Source organism: Streptomyces sp. NPDC087845 (assembly GCF_044742755.1).
GTDB lineage: Bacteria > Actinomycetota > Actinomycetes > Streptomycetales > Streptomycetaceae > Streptomyces.
In genome coordinates, this window is record NZ_JBIUVC010000006.1 from 450,278 (window position 1) to 467,544 (window position 17,267).

17 protein-coding genes are annotated in these 17,267 nt (G+C 70.8%); 12 read left to right on the forward strand and 5 right to left on the reverse strand.

Annotation, left to right across the window (positions count from 1 at the left end; translation table 11 throughout):
* Positions 1–14 precede the first annotated feature (14 nt).
* From ACIOMQ_RS18785 to ACIOMQ_RS18795, 3 genes are all read left to right on the forward strand, one after another.
* Complete coding sequence (locus ACIOMQ_RS18785) at positions 15–272, forward strand: acyl carrier protein (RefSeq protein WP_362198871.1); 258 nt, start codon at positions 15–17, stop codon at positions 270–272.
* Between the two features lies 1 nt (position 273).
* The gene (locus ACIOMQ_RS18790) at positions 274–753 is read left to right on the forward strand and encodes an SRPBCC family protein (protein ID WP_362198874.1); all 480 of its coding nucleotides are present in this window, start codon (positions 274–276) and stop codon (positions 751–753) included.
* Positions 754–829: 76 nt separating this feature from the next.
* Positions 830–1,162 (forward strand): TcmI family type II polyketide cyclase, encoded by a 333-nt coding sequence (locus tag ACIOMQ_RS18795; RefSeq protein ID WP_362198877.1) that lies wholly within the window; start codon positions 830–832, stop codon positions 1,160–1,162.
* A 73-nt stretch (positions 1,163–1,235) separates the two neighbouring features.
* Here ACIOMQ_RS18795 and ACIOMQ_RS18800 read toward each other — a convergent pair whose 3' ends face one another.
* The 3 genes from ACIOMQ_RS18800 to ACIOMQ_RS18810 all read right to left on the reverse strand — a co-directional run bounded on the left by ACIOMQ_RS18800 (position 1,236) and on the right by ACIOMQ_RS18810 (position 5,460).
* Positions 1,236–2,327: a methyltransferase gene (locus tag ACIOMQ_RS18800; protein WP_401940208.1), complete on the reverse strand. Its 1,092-nt coding sequence runs from the start codon at positions 2,325–2,327 to the stop codon at positions 1,236–1,238.
* Positions 2,328–2,362: 35 nt separating this feature from the next.
* A complete protein-coding gene (locus tag ACIOMQ_RS18805) occupies positions 2,363–3,433 on the reverse strand; it encodes a right-handed parallel beta-helix repeat-containing protein (RefSeq protein ID WP_362198883.1) in 1,071 nt (356 codons plus the stop codon).
* Between the two features lie 398 nt (positions 3,434–3,831).
* Positions 3,832–5,460, reverse strand: a complete 1,629-nt coding sequence (locus ACIOMQ_RS18810) for an acyl-CoA synthetase (protein ID WP_402189554.1) — start codon at positions 5,458–5,460, stop codon at positions 3,832–3,834.
* A gap of 167 nt (positions 5,461–5,627) precedes the next feature.
* Here ACIOMQ_RS18810 and ACIOMQ_RS18815 point away from each other — a divergent pair, with 167 nt between their 5' ends.
* From ACIOMQ_RS18815 to ACIOMQ_RS18835, 5 genes are all read left to right on the forward strand, one after another.
* Positions 5,628–6,428, forward strand: a complete 801-nt coding sequence (locus tag ACIOMQ_RS18815) for a crotonase/enoyl-CoA hydratase family protein (protein ID WP_362198889.1) — start codon at positions 5,628–5,630, stop codon at positions 6,426–6,428.
* 15 nt (positions 6,429–6,443) lie between these two features.
* Positions 6,444–7,388: a Zn-ribbon domain-containing OB-fold protein gene (locus ACIOMQ_RS18820; RefSeq protein WP_402189556.1), complete on the forward strand. Its 945-nt coding sequence runs from the start codon at positions 6,444–6,446 to the stop codon at positions 7,386–7,388.
* The gene (locus ACIOMQ_RS18825) at positions 7,389–8,441 is read left to right on the forward strand and encodes a thiolase domain-containing protein (protein WP_362198894.1); all 1,053 of its coding nucleotides are present in this window, start codon (positions 7,389–7,391) and stop codon (positions 8,439–8,441) included.
* Positions 8,434–9,600, forward strand: a complete 1,167-nt coding sequence (locus ACIOMQ_RS18830) for a thiolase domain-containing protein (protein WP_362198897.1) — start codon at positions 8,434–8,436, stop codon at positions 9,598–9,600. Before ACIOMQ_RS18825 ends, ACIOMQ_RS18830 begins: the two co-directional genes overlap by 8 nt.
* Positions 9,601–9,703: 103 nt before the next feature.
* Positions 9,704–9,946, forward strand: a complete 243-nt coding sequence (locus ACIOMQ_RS18835) for a DUF397 domain-containing protein (RefSeq protein ID WP_362198900.1) — start codon at positions 9,704–9,706, stop codon at positions 9,944–9,946.
* A gap of 24 nt (positions 9,947–9,970) precedes the next feature.
* Here ACIOMQ_RS18835 and ACIOMQ_RS18840 read toward each other — a convergent pair whose 3' ends face one another.
* A complete protein-coding gene (locus ACIOMQ_RS18840; protein ID WP_401940197.1) occupies positions 9,971–10,624 on the reverse strand; it encodes a pyridoxal 5'-phosphate synthase in 654 nt (217 codons plus the stop codon).
* A gap of 26 nt (positions 10,625–10,650) precedes the next feature.
* On the opposite strand from ACIOMQ_RS18840, the gene ACIOMQ_RS18845 reads away from it, so the two are divergent.
* The 4 genes from ACIOMQ_RS18845 (at position 10,651) to ACIOMQ_RS18860 (ending at position 14,813) form a co-directional block, all read left to right on the forward strand.
* Positions 10,651–11,280 carry an ABATE domain-containing protein gene (locus ACIOMQ_RS18845; protein WP_362198906.1) on the forward strand — a complete coding sequence of 210 codons (630 nt, stop codon included), beginning with the start codon at positions 10,651–10,653 and terminating at the stop codon, positions 11,278–11,280.
* A 10-nt stretch (positions 11,281–11,290) separates the two neighbouring features.
* A complete protein-coding gene (locus ACIOMQ_RS18850) occupies positions 11,291–11,740 on the forward strand; it encodes an ACT domain-containing protein (RefSeq protein WP_362198909.1) in 450 nt (149 codons plus the stop codon).
* A gap of 23 nt (positions 11,741–11,763) precedes the next feature.
* Entirely contained in the window at positions 11,764–12,264 is a 501-nt protein-coding gene (locus tag ACIOMQ_RS18855) for a hypothetical protein (protein ID WP_018550733.1), read from the forward strand.
* A 146-nt stretch (positions 12,265–12,410) separates the two neighbouring features.
* A complete protein-coding gene (locus ACIOMQ_RS18860) occupies positions 12,411–14,813 on the forward strand; it encodes a glycosyl hydrolase family 95 catalytic domain-containing protein (protein ID WP_402189559.1) in 2,403 nt (800 codons plus the stop codon).
* Here the strand turns inward: ACIOMQ_RS18860 and ACIOMQ_RS18865 are convergent.
* On the reverse strand, positions 14,789–17,002 hold the full coding sequence (locus tag ACIOMQ_RS18865) for a germacradienol/geosmin synthase (protein WP_402189562.1): 2,214 nt from the start codon (positions 17,000–17,002) through the stop codon (positions 14,789–14,791). The two genes, ACIOMQ_RS18860 and ACIOMQ_RS18865, sit on opposite strands and share 25 nt — an antisense overlap.
* Positions 17,003–17,267 lie beyond the last annotated feature (265 nt).

Sequence of the window (17,267 nt, forward strand, 5' to 3'; positions counted from 1 at the left end):
AAGGAGAAGTCCTCATGACCGATCGACTGACCTACGCGGAACTCGCCGTCCTGATGAAGAAGGGCGCCGGGCTCACCGTGGACCCGCACGAAATGGAGAAGCGCCCCGGGTCCGCCTTCGACGAGTTCGGCCTCGACTCGCTGGGCCTGCTCGGCATCGTGGGCGTGCTGGAGAACCGGCACGGCAGGGCGCTGCCGACCGACGCCGACCGCTGCAAGACGCCCCAGGAATTCCTGGACCTCGTCAACAACACCCTCATGCAAGGAGCCTGACGTGCCTGGACGCACCGAGAACGAGATCACCATCGCCGCCCCCCTGGATCTCGTCTGGGACGTGACGAACGATCTGGAGAACTGGCCGCGGCTGTTCAGCGAGTACGCCGCGGTCGAGGTCATCGAACGGGACGGCGACAGGACGAAGTTCCGCCTGACCATGCACCCCGACGAGAACGACAAGGTATGGAGCTGGGTCTCCGAGCGGACCGTCGACCGCGCCGGCCGCACGGTCCGCGCCCGCCGGGTCGAGCCGGGCCCGTTCCAGCACATGAACATCCACTGGGAGTACTCGGAGGCGCCCGGCGGTACGAAGATGCGCTGGACCCAGGAGTTCGCGATGCGTCCCGACGCGCCCGTCGACGACGCGTGGATGACCGACAACATCAACCGCAACTCCAAGGTCCAGATGGAGCTCATCCGGGACAAGATCGAACAGCGCGACCGGGAGCGCCGTACCGCCTCGGCTTCGGCCCGCTGACCCGCCGTCCGCCCCGCGGCCCGGCACCCCGCCGTCCGGCCGGGTGCCGGGCCGGGAACCAGAAAGGCATCCCACGATGCACCACGCTCTGATCGTCGCCCGGATGGCGCCCGGTTCGGCGCCGGACATCGCCGACCTGTTCGCGGCCTCCGACAGCACCGAACTGCCGCACCTCGTCGGCGTCACCAGGCGCAAGCTGTTCCAGTTCGGCGACGTCTACCTGCACCTGATCGAATCGGAGCGCCCGCCGGGCCCCGAGATCGCCAAGGTGACGGAGCACCCGGAGTTCAAGGACATCAGCGACAAGCTCACCGCGTATGTGAGCGCGTACGACCCGAAGACCTGGCGCAGCCCCAAGGACGCCATGGCCCACGAGTTCTACCGGTGGGAACGCGGCGCCACCGCTTGAGACAGGAGACCGCCCCGGGTCCGGCCAGTCGGCCGGACCCGGGGCGGTCTCCGTTGCTCCCGGGGAAGTGGAGTCAGTCCGGGACCACGCATTCGAAGGCGTGGAGGTAGGCGTTGACCGGTACGACCTTGCCGATCAGCAGTCCGGCGTCCGAGATCCGGCCGACCAGGCTCTCCCGCGTGTGCTTCGCGCCGCCGACATTGAGGAGCAGCAGCAGGTCCATCGCGGTGGTGAACCGCATCGAGGGGCTGTCGTCGACGAGGTTCTCGATGACGACGACCCTGGCTCCCGGGCGGGCCGCGGCGACGACATTGCGCAAGGTCCTGCGCGTGCTGTCGTCGTCCCACTCCAGGATGTTCTTGATGATGTAGAGATCGGCCTCGACAGGGATGGCCTCGCGGCAGTCCCCGGCCACGATACGGGTCCGGTCGACGAGCGGCCCCTCGTCCCGCAGCCGGGCGTCGGCGCGCGCCACCACGCCGGGCAGGTCCATCAGGGTGCCGCGGACCGACGGGTGCTTCTCCAGCAGACTGGCCAGTACGTGCCCCTGGCCGCCGCCGATGTCCGCGACCGCGGACACCCCGGTGAGGTCGAGGAGTTCGGCGACCTCCAGCGCGGACTGCATGCTGGAGGTGGTCATGGCCCGGTTGAAGATCTGGGCCGACTCGTGGGCGTCCTGGTGGAGGTAGTCGAAGAACCCCTTGCCGTGCACGTCCGCGAAGACGCTCTTGCCGGTGCGCACCGCCTCGTCGAGGCGCGGCCAGACGTCCCAGGTCCAGGGTTCGGTGCACCACAGGGAGATGTTGCGCAGGCTGTTCGGGTCGTCCTCGCGCAGCAGGCGGGACATCTCGGTGTGGGCGAAGTCCCCGTCCGGGGTCTCGGTGAAGATCCCGTAGCAGGACAGCGCGCGCAGCAGCCGGCGCAGGGGCACCGGCTCGGTCTTCACCAGTGCCGCGAGTTCCTGTGCGGTCGCGGGCGTCTCGCCCAGTGCGTCGGCGACGCCCAGCCGGGCCGCCGCGCGCACGGCGGCCGCGCGGGCCGCCCCGAAGACGATCTCGCGCAGTTGCATGGCCGGCTGGGGGGGCGTGACGGGGTGGGGGACGGCGGCGTGGACGGAGGTCGGTGGGGTGGGGGTGGTGGCGGGGGTGGGACTCACAGTGGTCATGCTGTTTCGCTTCTCCTCGTGCGGGGGTGCGCCGATCAGCACATCCCGGCCGGTGTGGACTTCGTGCAGACGTTGGCGACGAAGGTGTTGCCCTTGCCGGCGGTGTCCCCATTGGCCAGGTCGGCCGGCTTGTTGCCGAGCACGACATTGCCGCTGATGGTGTGGCCGGTGTTCTTCGTGCCCACAAAGCTCTTGAACAGCACGACGCCGCCGGAGAGCGGCGTGGCGCCCACGTTGTTGCTGATCGTGTTCGAGCGCACCTGGGTGTCCGCGGCGCCGGTGAGCACGATGCCGGAGCCCTGGATGGCGGGCAGGCGTTCGGTCTTGGCACAGAACTTGTTGTTGTCGGTGATCTGGTTGGACCGGATCGTCATGGCTCCGGCCTGCGGCCTGCCCTCGTCGCCCACGATGAACACACCGCTGCAGTTGGCGGTGAAGGTGTTGTCGTGGACGGAGAGGTTCCTGACGCGCCTGGCCGTGAAGCCGATCCGGTTGTCCGACAGCGTGTTGTCCTGGAGCTCGGTGCCCCGGGTGTCGGTGGCGCCGCCCTCCTCGTCGACGCTGTTCGCGACGAAGATGCCCGCGTCGCCGTTGGCGCGGGCGGTGTTGCCCATGAACGTGCCGCGGGTCGAGCGCTCCTGGGCGATGCCCCAGACGCCGTTGTGTTCGGCGGTCACCCGCCGCACGGACAGCCGGTCGGTCCAGGAGGCCCAGACGCCGTTCTTCTTGAATCCGGAGACGGTCAGCGAGTCGACGCTCACGCCGTCGACGGTCCGGCCCTTCCGGCCCAGGACGCAGACTCCGCTGCCGGTCTTCGCGCAGGCGTCGGGGGACCGCGGGGCCTTCGCCGCCGGCCGGACGACGGTCCGGCCTCCGAAGCCGCGCAGGGTGAGGTTCGGTTTGGTGATCAGGACGGTCTCCCGGTACGTGCCGGGCATGACGACGACGGTGTCACCGGGCCGAGCGGCGTCCACCGCCTTCTGGATCGACTGGCCGGGCCGCACCACATGGGCGCTCGTGGCTGAGGCGGCGGGGATCGCCGCGCCGAGTCCAGCGGCGGAGACGACCGCGACCGGGACAAGGCTCTTGATGTGTCGTTTCCTCATGAACCGAAGCTATGGGCAATTTCCCCCCTTTGCCACATAGGGTGAGTGGACGCGTACCCGGCGTGCCCGAATGGCTTAGCGCCGGGGCGCGCCGCCAGGCGCCGGGGGCGGACGCGCAACGTCGCACCCGGGTGATCCGGAAGGGCACTGCCGCGGGTGTACCGCTCCGGCCGCTGTTCGGGTGTTCCTCGGGGAAGCCGGCCCCGCCGCCGTTCGGGTGTCACCGGCCCCCGACGCTCGGCACCGGCTCCCGGCTCCCGGCCTTCGGCACCGGCCCCCGGCTCCCGGCTCCCGGCCTTCGGCACCGGCCCCCGGCTCCCGGCTCCCGGCCTTCGGCACCGGCCCCCGGCGCCGGCTCCCAGCCTCAGGCCCCGGCCCTCGGTGCCGGGGGCCCGGTCTCAGTCCTCGGGCCCGCGTCGGGGTGCGACGACCGAGCGGGCCCATCGGTAGTCGGCCTTGCCGCTCGGCGAACGCCGGATCTGCCCGGCGATCACCAGCCGGCGGGGGATCTTGTAGCCGGCCAGGCGCGTCCGGCAGTGCGCCTGGACGTCGTCCAGCGAGGGTGCGACCGCACCTTCGCGCAGCTGCACCACCGCCGCGACATGGTTTCCCCACCGTTCGTCGGGCACCCCGGCGACCAGCGCGTCGTACACATCCGGATGGGCCTTCAGCGCCTGCTCGACCTCCTCGGGATAGACCTTCTCGCCCCCGGTGTTGATGCACTGCGAGCCCCGGCCGAGGACCGTGACGATGCCGTCCGCGTCGACGGTCGCCATGTCGCCGAGCAGGACCCAGCGCTCACCGTTCCTGTGGAAGAACGTCTCCGCCGTCTTGTGCGGGTCGTTGTAGTACCCGAGGGGCACATGGCCGCGCTGCGCGATCCGCCCCGGCTCGCCCGGAGCCACCGGGTCGTGGGTCACCGGATCGACCACCGCCGTACGGGAATTGACCCGCAGCCGGAAGCCCTTCTCCGGTCCGGAGTCGGCCGTCGCCGTGCCGTTGAATCCGGACTCCGACGAGCCGAAGTTGTTCAGCAGCATCACCGTCGGCACCAGTTCCTGGAACTCCGCACGCACCGAGTCCGACATGATAGCGCCCGAGCTGGAGATGGAGAACATCGACGAGCAGTCGGTGCCCTTCAGTGGTCCCCTCAGTGCGTCGACCAACGGCCGCAGCATCGCGTCGCCCACCAGGGACACGCTGGTGACCTTCTCCTTCTCGATCGTACGGAGCACCTCCTGGGGCACGAACTTGCGGTGGACCACCACTCGTTGCCCGAAGTTGAACCCGATGAACGCGGTGAGCGTCGACGTGCCGTGCATCAGCGGGGGAGCGGGGAAGAAGGTGATCCCGTCACCGCCGGCGGCCACCCGCTCGGCCAGCTCCTGCGGTGACTTCACCGGCTCACCGGTCGGCGCACCGCCGCCGAGACCGGAGAAGAAGAGGTCTTCCTGACGCCACATCACGCCCTTGGGCATTCCCGTGGTGCCGCCGGTGTAGATGATGAACTGGTCGTCGGCCGAACGCGGGGGAAAGCCGCGCTCCGGGCTCCCGGCCGCTTCGGCGTCCGTGAACGCCACGGCGTCCGGACCGGAGGCACCCGCCGCCGGCACCCCCACCCGTACCAGGTGGCGGAGCGTCGGCGCCTTCGGCGCGGCGGCCGAGACCCGCTCGTCGAACTCGGCGTCGAAGACCAGCGCCGCCAGATCCGCGTCCCGGTAGAGGTAGGCCAACTCCTCCTCCACGTAGCGGTAGTTGACATTGACGGGGACGATGCGGGCCTTGAGGCAGGCCAGCACCGTCTGGAGGTACTCGACCCCGTTGTAGAGGTGCAGCCCCAGGTGCTCGCCGGGGGCGATGCCCGCCTCGATCAGATGGTGGGCGATACGGTTGGCGGCCGCGTCCAGCTCCGCGTACGTCAGCCGGCGCTCCGCACCCGTACCGGGGTGGTCGAGGTAGACGAGCGCCTCGCGTTCCGGGACCGCGTCGACGACCGACTCGAACAGGTCGGCAAGGTTGTACTCCACCGTTCCTCCTGACCCCGGATGCTGACTGGCTCGGCGGTCATTAGAGCGCCGGGAGGCACAAGTGGGAAGAGGGGCCGCCGAAGAAATCTGACTACCTGTCAGAAAACTATTGAACTGGACCCCCGCCTACTGCAACCTGTTCTAGGTCTTGAGACGGGAGGCAGGCAATGGGTGGTACGGAACACCTCACCGTGCGGCGCGAGGGCGCCACGCTGGTGCTCACCTTGAACAGGCCGGAGGCGAAGAACGCTCTCTCGCTGCCGATGCTGGTCGGGCTGTACGACGGCTGGCTGGCCGCGGACGAGGACGATGCGGTCCGCTCCGTCGTCCTCACCGGCGCGGGCGGCTGCTTCTGCGCCGGCATGGACCTCAAAGCCCTGGCCGGCAAGGGGATGGAGGGCGAGCAGTACCGCGACCGGATGACCGCCGATCCCGATCTGCACTGGAAGGCGATGCTGCGCCACCACCGCCCCCGCAAACCGGTCATCGCCGCCGTCGAGGGCCACTGCGTGGCGGGCGGCACCGAGATCCTGCAGGGCACCGACATCCGCATCGCCGGGGCGAGCGCCACCTTCGGGCTCTTCGAGGTCGCCCGCGGCCTCTTCCCCATCGGAGGGTCGACGGTGCGGCTGCCGCGCCAGATCGCCCGCACCCACGCGCTCGAAATGCTTCTCACCGGGCGTCCCTACAGCGCCGAGGAGGCGGCCGGCATCGGGCTCATCGGCCGGGTCGTCCCCGACGGCACCGCACTGGCACAGGCCCTCGAAGTCGCCGAGCGGATCAACGCCTGCGGACCGCTCGCCGTCGAGGCCGTCAAGGCATCCGTGTACGAGAGTGCCGAGCTGACCGAGACCGAGGGCCTCGCCGCCGAACTGAAGCGCGGCTGGCCGGTCTTCGCCACCGACGACGCCAAGGAAGGCGCCCGCGCCTTCGCCGAGAAGCGCCCGCCCGTCTACCGGCGCGCCTGAGCCAAGGAGGCAACCGTGCCCGACATCCTCAGCGCACCGCTGGTGCTCGAATTCCCCTTCACCCGCTCCCTCGGCCCGGTCCAGAGCGCCTTCCTCACCGGACTGCGCGCTCGCACCGTGCTGGGCGTCCGGACCGCCGGGGGAAGCATCCTCGTCCCACCCGCCGAGTACGACCCCGTCACCGCCGAAGAGATCCGCGAACTGACCGAGGTCGCCGCCACCGGCACGGTCACCACCTGGGCATGGAACCCCGCCCCGCGCCGCGGCCAGCCTCTCGACACCCCCTTCGCGTGGGTCCTCGTCCGGCTCGACGGGGCCGACACCGCACTGCTGCACGCTCTGGACGCGCCCGGCCCGGAAGCCGTCCGCACCGGCCTGCGGGTACGGATCCGCTGGGCCCCCGAGCGGACCGGCGCCATCACGGACATCGCCTGTTTCGAACCGTACGACGGCGGCGAGACCGGCCGGTCCGCCCCGCACGGCGGCGAGTGCGGCGACCCCGTCACCGGCATCGTCACCCCCGCCCGCCTCGACTACCGGTACACCCCCGGCCGCGCCCAGAGCGCGTACCTCGGCGCACTCTCCGAGCAGCGCGTCGTCGGGGAGCGCTGCCCGTCCTGCGCCAAGGTGTACGTGCCGCCCCGCGGCGCCTGCCCCACCTGCGGGGTCGCCACCGCGGAACAGGTGGAGGTCGGCCCCCGCGGCACCGTGACCACGTACTGCATCGTCAACATCAAGGCCAAGAACCTCGACATCGAAGTGCCCTACGTCTACGCGCACATCGCCCTCGACGGCGCCGACCTCGCCCTGCACGCGCGGATCGGCGGCATCCCGTACGACCAGGTGCGCATGGGCCTGCGGGTCGAACCCGTCTGGACCGAGGGCGGGCGCCACCCCGATCACTACCGGCCGACCGGCGAGCCGGACGCCGACTACGACGTGTACAAGGAGTTGCTGTAGATGCGAGACGTGGCGATCGTCGCCTTCGCGCAGACCGACCACCTGAGGCGCACCGACGAACTCTCCGAAGTCGAGATGCTGATGCCCGTCCTCCACCGGGTGCTCGACGCGACCGGTCTCAGGGCGAGCGACATCGGCTTCACCTGCTCCGGCTCCAGCGACTACCTCGCGGGACGCGCCTTCTCCTTCACCATGGCGCTCGACGGCGTCGGCGCGTACCCGCCGATATCCGAGTCCCATGTGGAGATGGACGGCGCCTGGGCACTGTACGAGGCCTGGGTGAAGATCCAGACGGGCCAGGCCGACACCGCGCTCGTCTACGCCTATGGAAAGTCCTCGCCCGGTGAGGTGCGCGACGTCCTCACCCGGCAGCTCGACCCGTACTACGTCGGCCCGCTCTGGCCGGACTCCGTCGCCCTCGCCGCGCTCCAGGCGCAGGCGCTGATCGACGCGGGCGACACCGACGAGGCCGCCCTCGCCGCGATCGCCACCCGCAGCCGCACCGCCGCCGCGGACAACCCGCATGCCCAGCTCACCGGCCCGGTCCCGGCCGGCGAGTACGTCGTGCAGCCGCTGCGCACCGGCGACTGCCCGCCGGTCGGCGACGGCGCCGCAGCCGTGGTCCTCGCCGCCGGTGAAACCGCACGGGCCCTGTGCACCCGCCCCGCATGGATCCGCGGGATCGACCACCGCATCGAGGCTCACGCCCTCGGCGTCCGCGAGCTGACCGAGTCACCGTCCACCCGGCTGGCCGCGACCCGTGCCGGCGCCTTCGAACGGCCCGTGGACACCGCGGAGTTGCATGCCCCGTTCACCTCCCAGGAGGTGGTGCTGCGCAAGGCGCTCCGGCTCGGCGCCGACGTCACCGTCAACCCGTCCGGCGGTGCGCTCGCCGCCAACCCGGTCATGGCCGCCGGGCTGATCCGCCTCGGCGAGGCCGCGGCCCGCATCCACCGAGGCGAGTCCGACCGGGCGCTCGCCCACGCCACCTCCGGTCCCTGCCTGCAACAGAACCTGGTCGCCGTACTCGAAGGGGAGAGCGCTCATGCCTGAGGAGCCCGTGGCCGTCGTCGGCATCGGCCAGACGAAGCACGTCTCCGCCCGCCGGGACGTCTCCATCGCCGGACTCGTCCGCGAGGCCGCCGTCCGCGCGCTGGAGGACGCCGGGCTGACCTGGGCGGACATCGACGCCGTCGTCATCGGCAAGGCACCGGACTTCTTCGAGGGCCTGATGATGCCGGAGCTCTATCTCGCCGACGCTCTCGGCGCGGTCGGCAAGCCGATGCTCCGGGTGCACACCGCGGGCTCGGTCGGCGGCTCCACCGCACTCGTCGCCGCCAATCTGGTCTCCGCGCGGGTACACCGCACCGTCCTCACGCTCGCCTTCGAGAAGCAGTCCGAGTCCAACGCCATGTGGGGCCTCTCGCTGCCCATCCCGTTCCAGCAACCGCTGCTGGCCGGAGCGGGCGGCTTCTTCGCCCCGCACGTCCGGGCCTACATGCGCCGCACCGGAGCGCCCGGCACGATCGGCTCACTCGTCGCCTACAAGGACCGGCGCAACGCGCTCAAGAACCCGTACGCGCACCTCCACGACCCCGACATCACCCTGGAGAAGGTCCAGTCCGCACCGATGCTCTGGGACCCGATCCGCTACTCGGAGACCTGCCCGTCCTCCGACGGGGCCTGCGCGATGATCCTCACCGACCGTGCCGGAGCGGACCGCGCGCCGCACCCGCCCGCCTGGGTGCACGGCGGCGCGATGCGCAGCGAACCGACCCTCTTCGCCGGAAAGGACTTCGTCTCGCCGAGGGCGGGCAAGGACTGCGCCGCCGACGTGTACCGGCAGGCGGGGATCAGTGACCCGCGTCGGGAGATCGACGCCGTCGAGATGTATGTGCCGTTCTCCTGGTACGAGCCCATGTGGCTGGAGAACCTCGGCTTCGCGGAGGAGGGCGAGGGCTGGAAACTCACCGAATCCGGCGTCACCGAACTCGACGGCGACCTGCCCGTGAATCCCTCGGGCGGGGTGCTCTCCACCAACCCCATCGGCGCCTCCGGCATGATCCGCTTCGCCGAAGCCGCGCTGCAGGTACGGGGACAGGCGGGCGAGCACCAGGTGGCGGGGGCGCGAAAGGCGCTCGGCCACGCCTACGGCGGCGGGGCGCAGTTCTTCGCCATGTGGCTGGTCGGAGCCGAACCCCCCACCGGCTGACCGCGGGCGGTCCCGGACCGGAGGAAGCCCGCCACGCGGCCTGTCCCGGGCCGCTCGCGGTGGCTAGGCTTTGGCCGGGACGACAAGTGGGAGGAGAGCCGACGTGGCGGAGAGCACCACCACCCGGCAGCCCTATGCGGGCTGGGACAAGCCGGACCTCGACCTCAGCGGCGCGGACTGGCGGTCGGGCAGTCAGGGGGCGGGTGATGTCCAGATCGCCTTCGTCGAGGGATTCATCGCGATGCGCAACGCCGGCAAACCCGGCAGCCCGTCACTGATCTTCACCCCGGCCGAATGGCGCGCCTTCGTCGTGAACGCCCGCGACGGCGAATTCGACCTCACCTGAGCCGGCCCGCGGCTCGGCGCCTCCTCAGGGCCACAGTAGCTCGCGCACCCAACCATCCCCGGTGGCACGGTAGTTGAGCCGCGTGTGCCTGCGCTGCTGGTCGCCCTGCCAGAACTCCACGCTCTGCGGGCGCACCGTGTACAGCGTCCAGCCCGGAGATACGAGATCCGGCTCCCGCTCCAGGCGCGCCAGCGATTCCCGTACCGCCGCGTCGCGCTCCGCGAGATCGGTGAGCGGGCTGCTCTGCCGTCCGAGCAGCGACTCGGCCCTGGCCTGCGCACCCCGGGCCAGGAAGTCGGCCGTGCCCTGCTCGGCGCTCTCCGCCACCACGGGCCCGCGCACCCGGACCTGCCGGGCCAGTGGGGACCAGTAGAAGGTGAGCGCGGCAAAGGGGCGCTCCGCGAGATCGCGGCCCTTCACGCCACCCGTGTCCGAGGCGAACTGCCAGCCCCGCCCGGTGACGTTCTTGAGGATCAGGGTGCGGGCGGTCGGATTCCCGTCCGCCCCTGCCGTCGAGAGGACCATCGCGTGCGGTTCCCGCACCCCGGACTCCACGGCGTGCAGCAGCCATTCGGTGAAGAGCGCGGCGGGAGTCTCCGGCGCGGTCCGCGGATCGAACGCGGGGAGCTCGCCCCGGAACACGTCGATGCCACGCAGCAACTGGCGCAGTCCGGCCATGCCGACCCTCCCGGTGTTCACCTCTAATGGTTCAGGCCGAAGCTACCATTAGCCCCGTGTCCGACACCCGGCTCGTGCTCGACCTCGCCCTCACCGTCCGCCACGACGGGCGGGGCGGTGTCGCCGACGACCTCGCCACCCCGGACGGGCTGACCCGCTGGGTGCGCGAGCGGCGTGCGCTGCTCGGCGACGGGGCCGGCGGCGAAGCCTGGGCGGCCGACGGACACTCCCTCGAAGCCGTGCGATCGCTGCGCGCCGCCGTCCGGGCGCTCTTCGCCCACGCCGTCCGCCCCGGCGGCCCGAGCCCCGCCGACGCCGGACGCCTGCTGCCCTTCGAGGAGGCGCTCCGCCGCCTCAATGCCGCCGCTGCCGCGGTCCCGACCGTGCCGCGTCTGGACTGGGCGCCGGACCGCGCTCCCGCCGTCCGCGACCACCCGGTCGGCGCAACGGCGGAACGGGACGCGCTGCCCGCCGCCCTCGCCCGCGCGGCCGTCGGATTCCTCGCCGGGCCGGACCGCGCGGCGCTGCGCGCCTGCCACGCCCCGCGCTGTGTGCGGTACTTCGTCAAGGAGCACCCCCGCCAGGAGTGGTGCAAGCCGTCCTGTGGCAATCGTGCCCGGGTGGCCCGCCACCACGAGCGCCGTCGCGCCACGTAGCGTGGTGACCGTGAAAGGCGAGAGCGATCTTCGAACCCTGCTGAGCGGCATGCGGCCCGAGCTGAACCCGGGCCGCTACGTCTTCACCACCACGCCCCGCGGCGCGGCACCCGAGGGCGTCGACCCGGTCGTGACCGTCACCGAGCCCGAAGGGCTCACCCTGGTGCTGCCGGAGGCGCAAGCCGTCTCGGCGGGCCTGCGATACGACTACGTGGCGGGCTGGATCACGCTCCGTGTCCACTCCGCACTGGACGCGGTGGGGCTCACCGCGGCCGTGTCCCTGGCGCTCACCGACGCCGGGCTGAGCTGCAACGTGGTGGCGGGCTTCCATCACGATCACCTGTTCGTTCCGTACGACCGTGCCGCCGAGGCGGTCGGCGTGCTGGAGACGCTGGCCGCGGAGTCCGGCCCGCGGCCCCGATCGAGCCCCGGCCTGCGCGGACCCGGCTCCGCAACGTGAGCCGGGACACGTAACATGTCTGCATGTCCTTCCTCCGCCGCCGTAGCGCCGCCACACCCGCGGGCCCCGACTTCGACGTCCTGGCCATGGACCCGGGGGACTGGCCCGGAAACCTCGGCGCCGGTCTGCTGCCCGCGCCCGACGGGAGCTGTCAGGGCGTCTTTCTCCGCTACGACCTGTTCGGCGGACGTGGCCCCGCGATGATCATCGGCAATCTTCCGGAGGGTTCGCCGGCCCGCGAGACCGAGGAGGGCCAGGTCCCGTTCGAGGTCGCCCAGCTGCTGCTCGCGCTCGAGAACGACGAACCGGTCGAGGTCACGGGCACCGAGGACATGCCCGTGATGCAGGGCGACAACCTGCTGATCGTCCGCCGCGTCAAGCTCTCCGAGAGCCGGATCTCCTGTGTCCAGTTCGACCGCAGCGACGGCGTGCTCGTCACCATCGCCAGCTGGGACCGGCCGATCACCGATGATCTGTACACCCTGCTGAAGCCGCTGCCCGCCGAGCTGTTCCAGCAGGGCTAGAAACGTTCCTTCGCCGGCCGCCCGTATGTGTCGGGCGGCTGCGGGGTGCGCACAACCAACTGTCCAAGTGCTCGCGGCCTCTGTCCAAGAGGCCGCTTTGTCATGTGCCTTGTCGGGGCAGTCGTCGGACCTTTACCGTCGGCCGCATGACATCCGGGATGACGCGACGCACCACGGTGAAGACAGCGATTGGCGCAACCGGCGCTCTGGCGTGGGGAGTTCCTGCCCTCTCCGGAACGGCGGCAGCCACCGGTACCTCCGATGAATCGAAGGAGGTGGCAGAATCCGCGCGCGCGAAGGAAGCGGCGGAGCCGACCCTCCGGTACGACACACCGGCCGCGAGCTGGGAGCGTGAGTCGCTGCCCATCGGCGGCGGTGCGCTCGGTGCGAGCGTGTACGGGACCCTTGCCTCCGAGCGGCTCACCTTCAACGAGAAGACGCTGTGGACCGGCGGCCCCGGTTCCGCCGAGGGCTACGACTTCGGGAACTGGACCACCCCCAGACCCGGTGCCCTTGCCGGTGTACAGCAACGCCTCGACAGCCAGGGCGCTCTCGACCCGGACGCGGTCGCCGCCGAGCTCGGCCAGGCGCGTCGCGGCTACGGCGCCTACCAGGTTTTCGGCGACCTGTGGCTGGATCTGCCGAACGCCCCGGCCGCCCCCGACGCCTCCTACCGGCGGACCCTCGATCTGCGAAACGCCCTCGCCGCCGTCACGTACTCCCACCAGGGCGCCGTCCATACAAGGGAGTTCTTCGTCTCCCACCCGGACGGGGTCATCGCGGGGCGCCTCGCCGCCGACCGTCCGGGACAGGTGTCGTTCACCCTGCGCCACACCTCACCCCGCGGCGACTGCACCGCCACCGCCGGCAAGGACCGGCTCACCGTGCGCGGCGCGCTGAAGGACAACGGCCTGCGCTTCGAAGCCCAGATCCGCGTCCGGACCAGCGGCGGGACCGTCACCGACGGTGCGGACGGCACTCTCACCGTCACCGGAGCCGACAGCGCCTGGTTCGTCCTCGCCGCGGCCACCGACTACGCCGACCGCTACCCCTCCTACCGCGGCGACGACCCGCACGGAGCGGTCACCACCGCCGTGGACGCGGCCGTCCGCACCTCGTACGAGAGGGTCCGCGACACCCACGTACGCGACCACCGGTCCCTCTTCGACCGGGTCGCCCTCGACATCGGCCAGCAACTGCCGGACCTGCCCACCGATCAGCTGCTCGCCGGGTACACGGGCGGTACGAGCCCCGCCGACCGGGCCCTGGAGGCGCTGTTCTTCCAGTACGGCCGCTACCTGCTGATCGCCTCCTCGCGGGCCGGCTCGCTGCCCGCCAACCTCCAGGGCGTCTGGAACAACTCCACCACCCCGCCGTGGTCCGCCGACTACCACAGCAACATCAACCTGCAGATGAACTACTGGCTCGCCGAGGTCACCAACCTCGCCGAGACCACCGCACCCTACGGCCGTTGCGTCGAAGCGATGCGCGCCCCGGGCCGCAGAACGGCGAAGGAGATGTTCGGGACCGCCGGCTGGGTCGTGCACAACGAGACCAACCCGTACGGCTTCACCGGCGTCCACGACTGGTCCACCGCCTTCTGGTTCCCCGAGGCCGCCGCCTGGCTGACCCAGCAGATGTACGAGCACTACCGGTTCGGCGGTTCCACCGGCTATCTGCGCTCCACCGCCTACCCCGCGATGAAGGAGGCCGCCGAATTCTGGCTGGCCAACCTGCGCACCGACCCGCGCGACGGACTGCTCGTCGTCACCCCCAGCTACTCTCCCGAGCACGGCGACTTCACCGCCGGTGCCGCGATGTCCCAGCAGATCGTCCACGACCTCCTCGCCAACACCCTGGAGGCCGCCCGCACCCTCGGTGACGCACCCGCCTTCCGCAGCCGCCTGGAGACCGCCCTCGACCGGCTCGACCCCGGGCTGCGGATCGGCTCCTGGGGCCAGCTCCAGGAGTGGAAGACCGACCGCGACGACCCGGCCGACGACCATCGCCATGTCTCGCACCTCTTCGCCCTGCACCCCGGGCGGCAGATCGAACCCGGCAGCAAATGGGCCGAAGCGGCCAAGGTCTCCCTCGGCGCGCGCGGCGACGGCGGCACCGGCTGGTCCAAGGCATGGAAGATCAACTTCTGGGCGCGGCTGCGCGACGGCGACCACGCCCACCGGATGCTCGCCGAACAACTGAAGAATTCCACCCTGCCCAACCTCTGGGACACCCACCCGCCGTTCCAGATCGACGGGAACTTCGGCGCCACCTCGGGCATCGCCGAGATGCTGCTGCAGAGCCAGCACGGTGCCGTCGAGATCCTCCCGGCCCTCCCGGCGAACTGGCCGGACGGATCGGTACGCGGGCTGCGTGCCCGGGGCGGCTTCACCGTCGACATCGCATGGGCCTCGGGGCAGGCCCGCCGTGTGGTGATCACGGCGAGCCGCAGCCGCGAAGTGACCGTCCGCAGCTCGCTGTTCGCGAACGGCGAGAAGGTCTTCAAGGCGCGTGCGGGCGGGCGCTACACGCTGACGGCCGAGGGCTGAGCGAACAGCGCGGTCACCCGCGCCGCCGAGACACCGAGCCCCGTGGGACCGCTGAGGTGCCACGGGGTGCCGGTGCCCCGCCGCAGGTCCTCCTCGCGGTAGCGCCGGCAGTCCCGGTGCCAGATCAGGATGCCCGCGAGCCAGTGCTTGAGCTCCTGCACGTACCCGGCCAGGATCTCCCTCGCCTCCGCGTCCAGCCCGAAGTCGTCGTACACCACCGGCAGTTCCTGCTCGGCAACGTGCAGGAACTGCCGCAGCCGCGACTTCATCAGGCCGTGCACGATCGCCACCCCGGTGGGATAGTCCACCCCGAAGAAGTTCTGCACGACCAGGACGCCGTTGTGCACCTCGCCCTCGTACTCGATCTCCTTCTGGTACGAGAACAGGTCGTTGAGCAGACACGCGTAGTCCGACGCCGCGTTCTCCAGCGAGCGCAGCGGCCCGCTGTGGTAGATCTCCGGCGGCACCTTCCTGCCGTGGCCAAGACGGCACAGACTCATCGTGAGATCGGAACCGAAGGTCTTGCGCCGCATCTCGACGTAGTCCACCGGGTCGGGGATGCGGTTCTGCACCTGGTTCGCCAGCTCCCACACCCAGCTCGCGGTCATGTCCTCGACCGCCGTCCGGAAGGCGCGGCGCCCGCTCGCGTCCATCGGGGCCGATGTCTTCGCCCAGAGGTCGGCCAGAGCGCGCTCCAGGGCGTTGACCGGCTCGGGCGTCCCGGACCCGTCGAGGGGCATGAACAGCGACAGCCGCTCATTGGCGAGCTTGGCCCCCGCCAGATCACGGGGCCGCCCGTGCACCACCGGGAACCAGTCGTCGCCGTACGTCCCCCAGGCCAGCCACTGGGAGGACAGATCCAGTTCCTCCGGTGTCGCATCCGGGTGCAGCCCCGCCGCGCACAGCGGCAGGTCGATCGCGACGAGCCGCGCCTCGTCCCAGATGTGCGATCCCGGCACGCCCGGCTGCGCCTGGAGGATCCCCATCCGGTTCGCCCAGTCGACGATCCGTACCCGCGCCCCGTCCAGATGCGGGCTGAGCGTCGTACCGAACGGCAGCTCGAAGTCGGGCAGCAGGGACGGGCCGACATGCTGGTACGGCACATGGGTGTGGCTGCGCAGCCGGGCCGACTCCGAGCGAGAGGTCAGCCGGATCGACGCCGCGGACATGCCGAAACCGGGCTCGGTCCCACCGGCCGCGCCGTCGTTCATGTAGCGGCTGGAGCGCATGTGCCACTCGTGGCCGCCCGACTGCCAGTCCTGCAACCCCTTGACATACGCCAGTACCGCCGCGGTGTCCGCCGGGTCGAGTCCCTTCTCCGCGCAGAGCGGACCGAGTTCGGTGAGCGCCGTGTTCTCGAACTGCTGCAACCGCGACGTCAGCAGATCGTTCACCGCGTCGGCGGCCTCCTGCGTGGAGCAGCCGAGGAAATGCTCGAGAACCAGCACACCATTGCTGTTCTCACCCTCGTCCTCGACCTCCCGCTGGTACGAGAAGAGGTCATTGCGCAGATGTACGCCGTCGGAGAAGGCGTCCCGCAGCACGCGCAGCGCACGCTCGTCGGCCACCGACTCGGGGACCTCCGCGTCCGCCGCGTACTCGACGAGCCCGGCGGACCAGGGGGCCCCGCCCACCTTGCGGCGCATCTCGATGTACTCGACGGGGTTCGCGATGCGCCCCTCGTTGATGTTGGCGAGCTCCCACAGCGACTCGTTGAGCAGGTTCTCCGTCGCCACGGCGAACCTGGCCCGCCAGGCGTCGGACATGCTCGGCACCGTACGCGTCCAGAGATCGGCCAGTCCCGCCTCGACCGGATTCGTCGGCTCCGGCATCGGAGCCCCGCGGTCCATCGGCATGAACGCCGGCAGCCGGTCCAGATACCGCTTCCCGCCCTCGCGGTCCGGGGTGCGCTTGAACAGCTCCAGGAAGTGGTCGTCGAAGAAGAAGACCCACACGTACCAGTCGGTGACCAGCGAGAGCGCCTCGGACGAGCAGTCGGGGTGGGTGTACGCGCACAGCAGCGCGTAGTCGTGGGAGTCGAGGTCCTTCTCCTCCCAGATGCCCGAACCCTCCAGCATCCCCATGCTGCGCGCCCACTTCTTGGTGTGCTGTCGTGCCTCCTCGAGGTGGGTATTGAGCCTCGCCGGATATGGAACGTAGAAGTCCGGCAGGGTGAAGGGCTGAGCCATGTGCGTCCGGCCTTTCCGAGATCTCCGTGCGTACGCCGCACGGACCGGTGGTGTCCGCGCGAGCACTACCCTTCGGCCGTTCGGGGCACGCATATCCCGGATTAGTCACATAAATGATGTGCTTATTCATGGCCCGCGCGCGCATGCCACCGGTCGGCCGACCGGTGGCAGGACGTGGGTGACCAGGCGCCGCCAGCGACCGGTTGCCACTTTCCGGCCGCAGGTCAGACACCCTGCCAGTGGTCTGGTCCACTGGCTCGGCCCG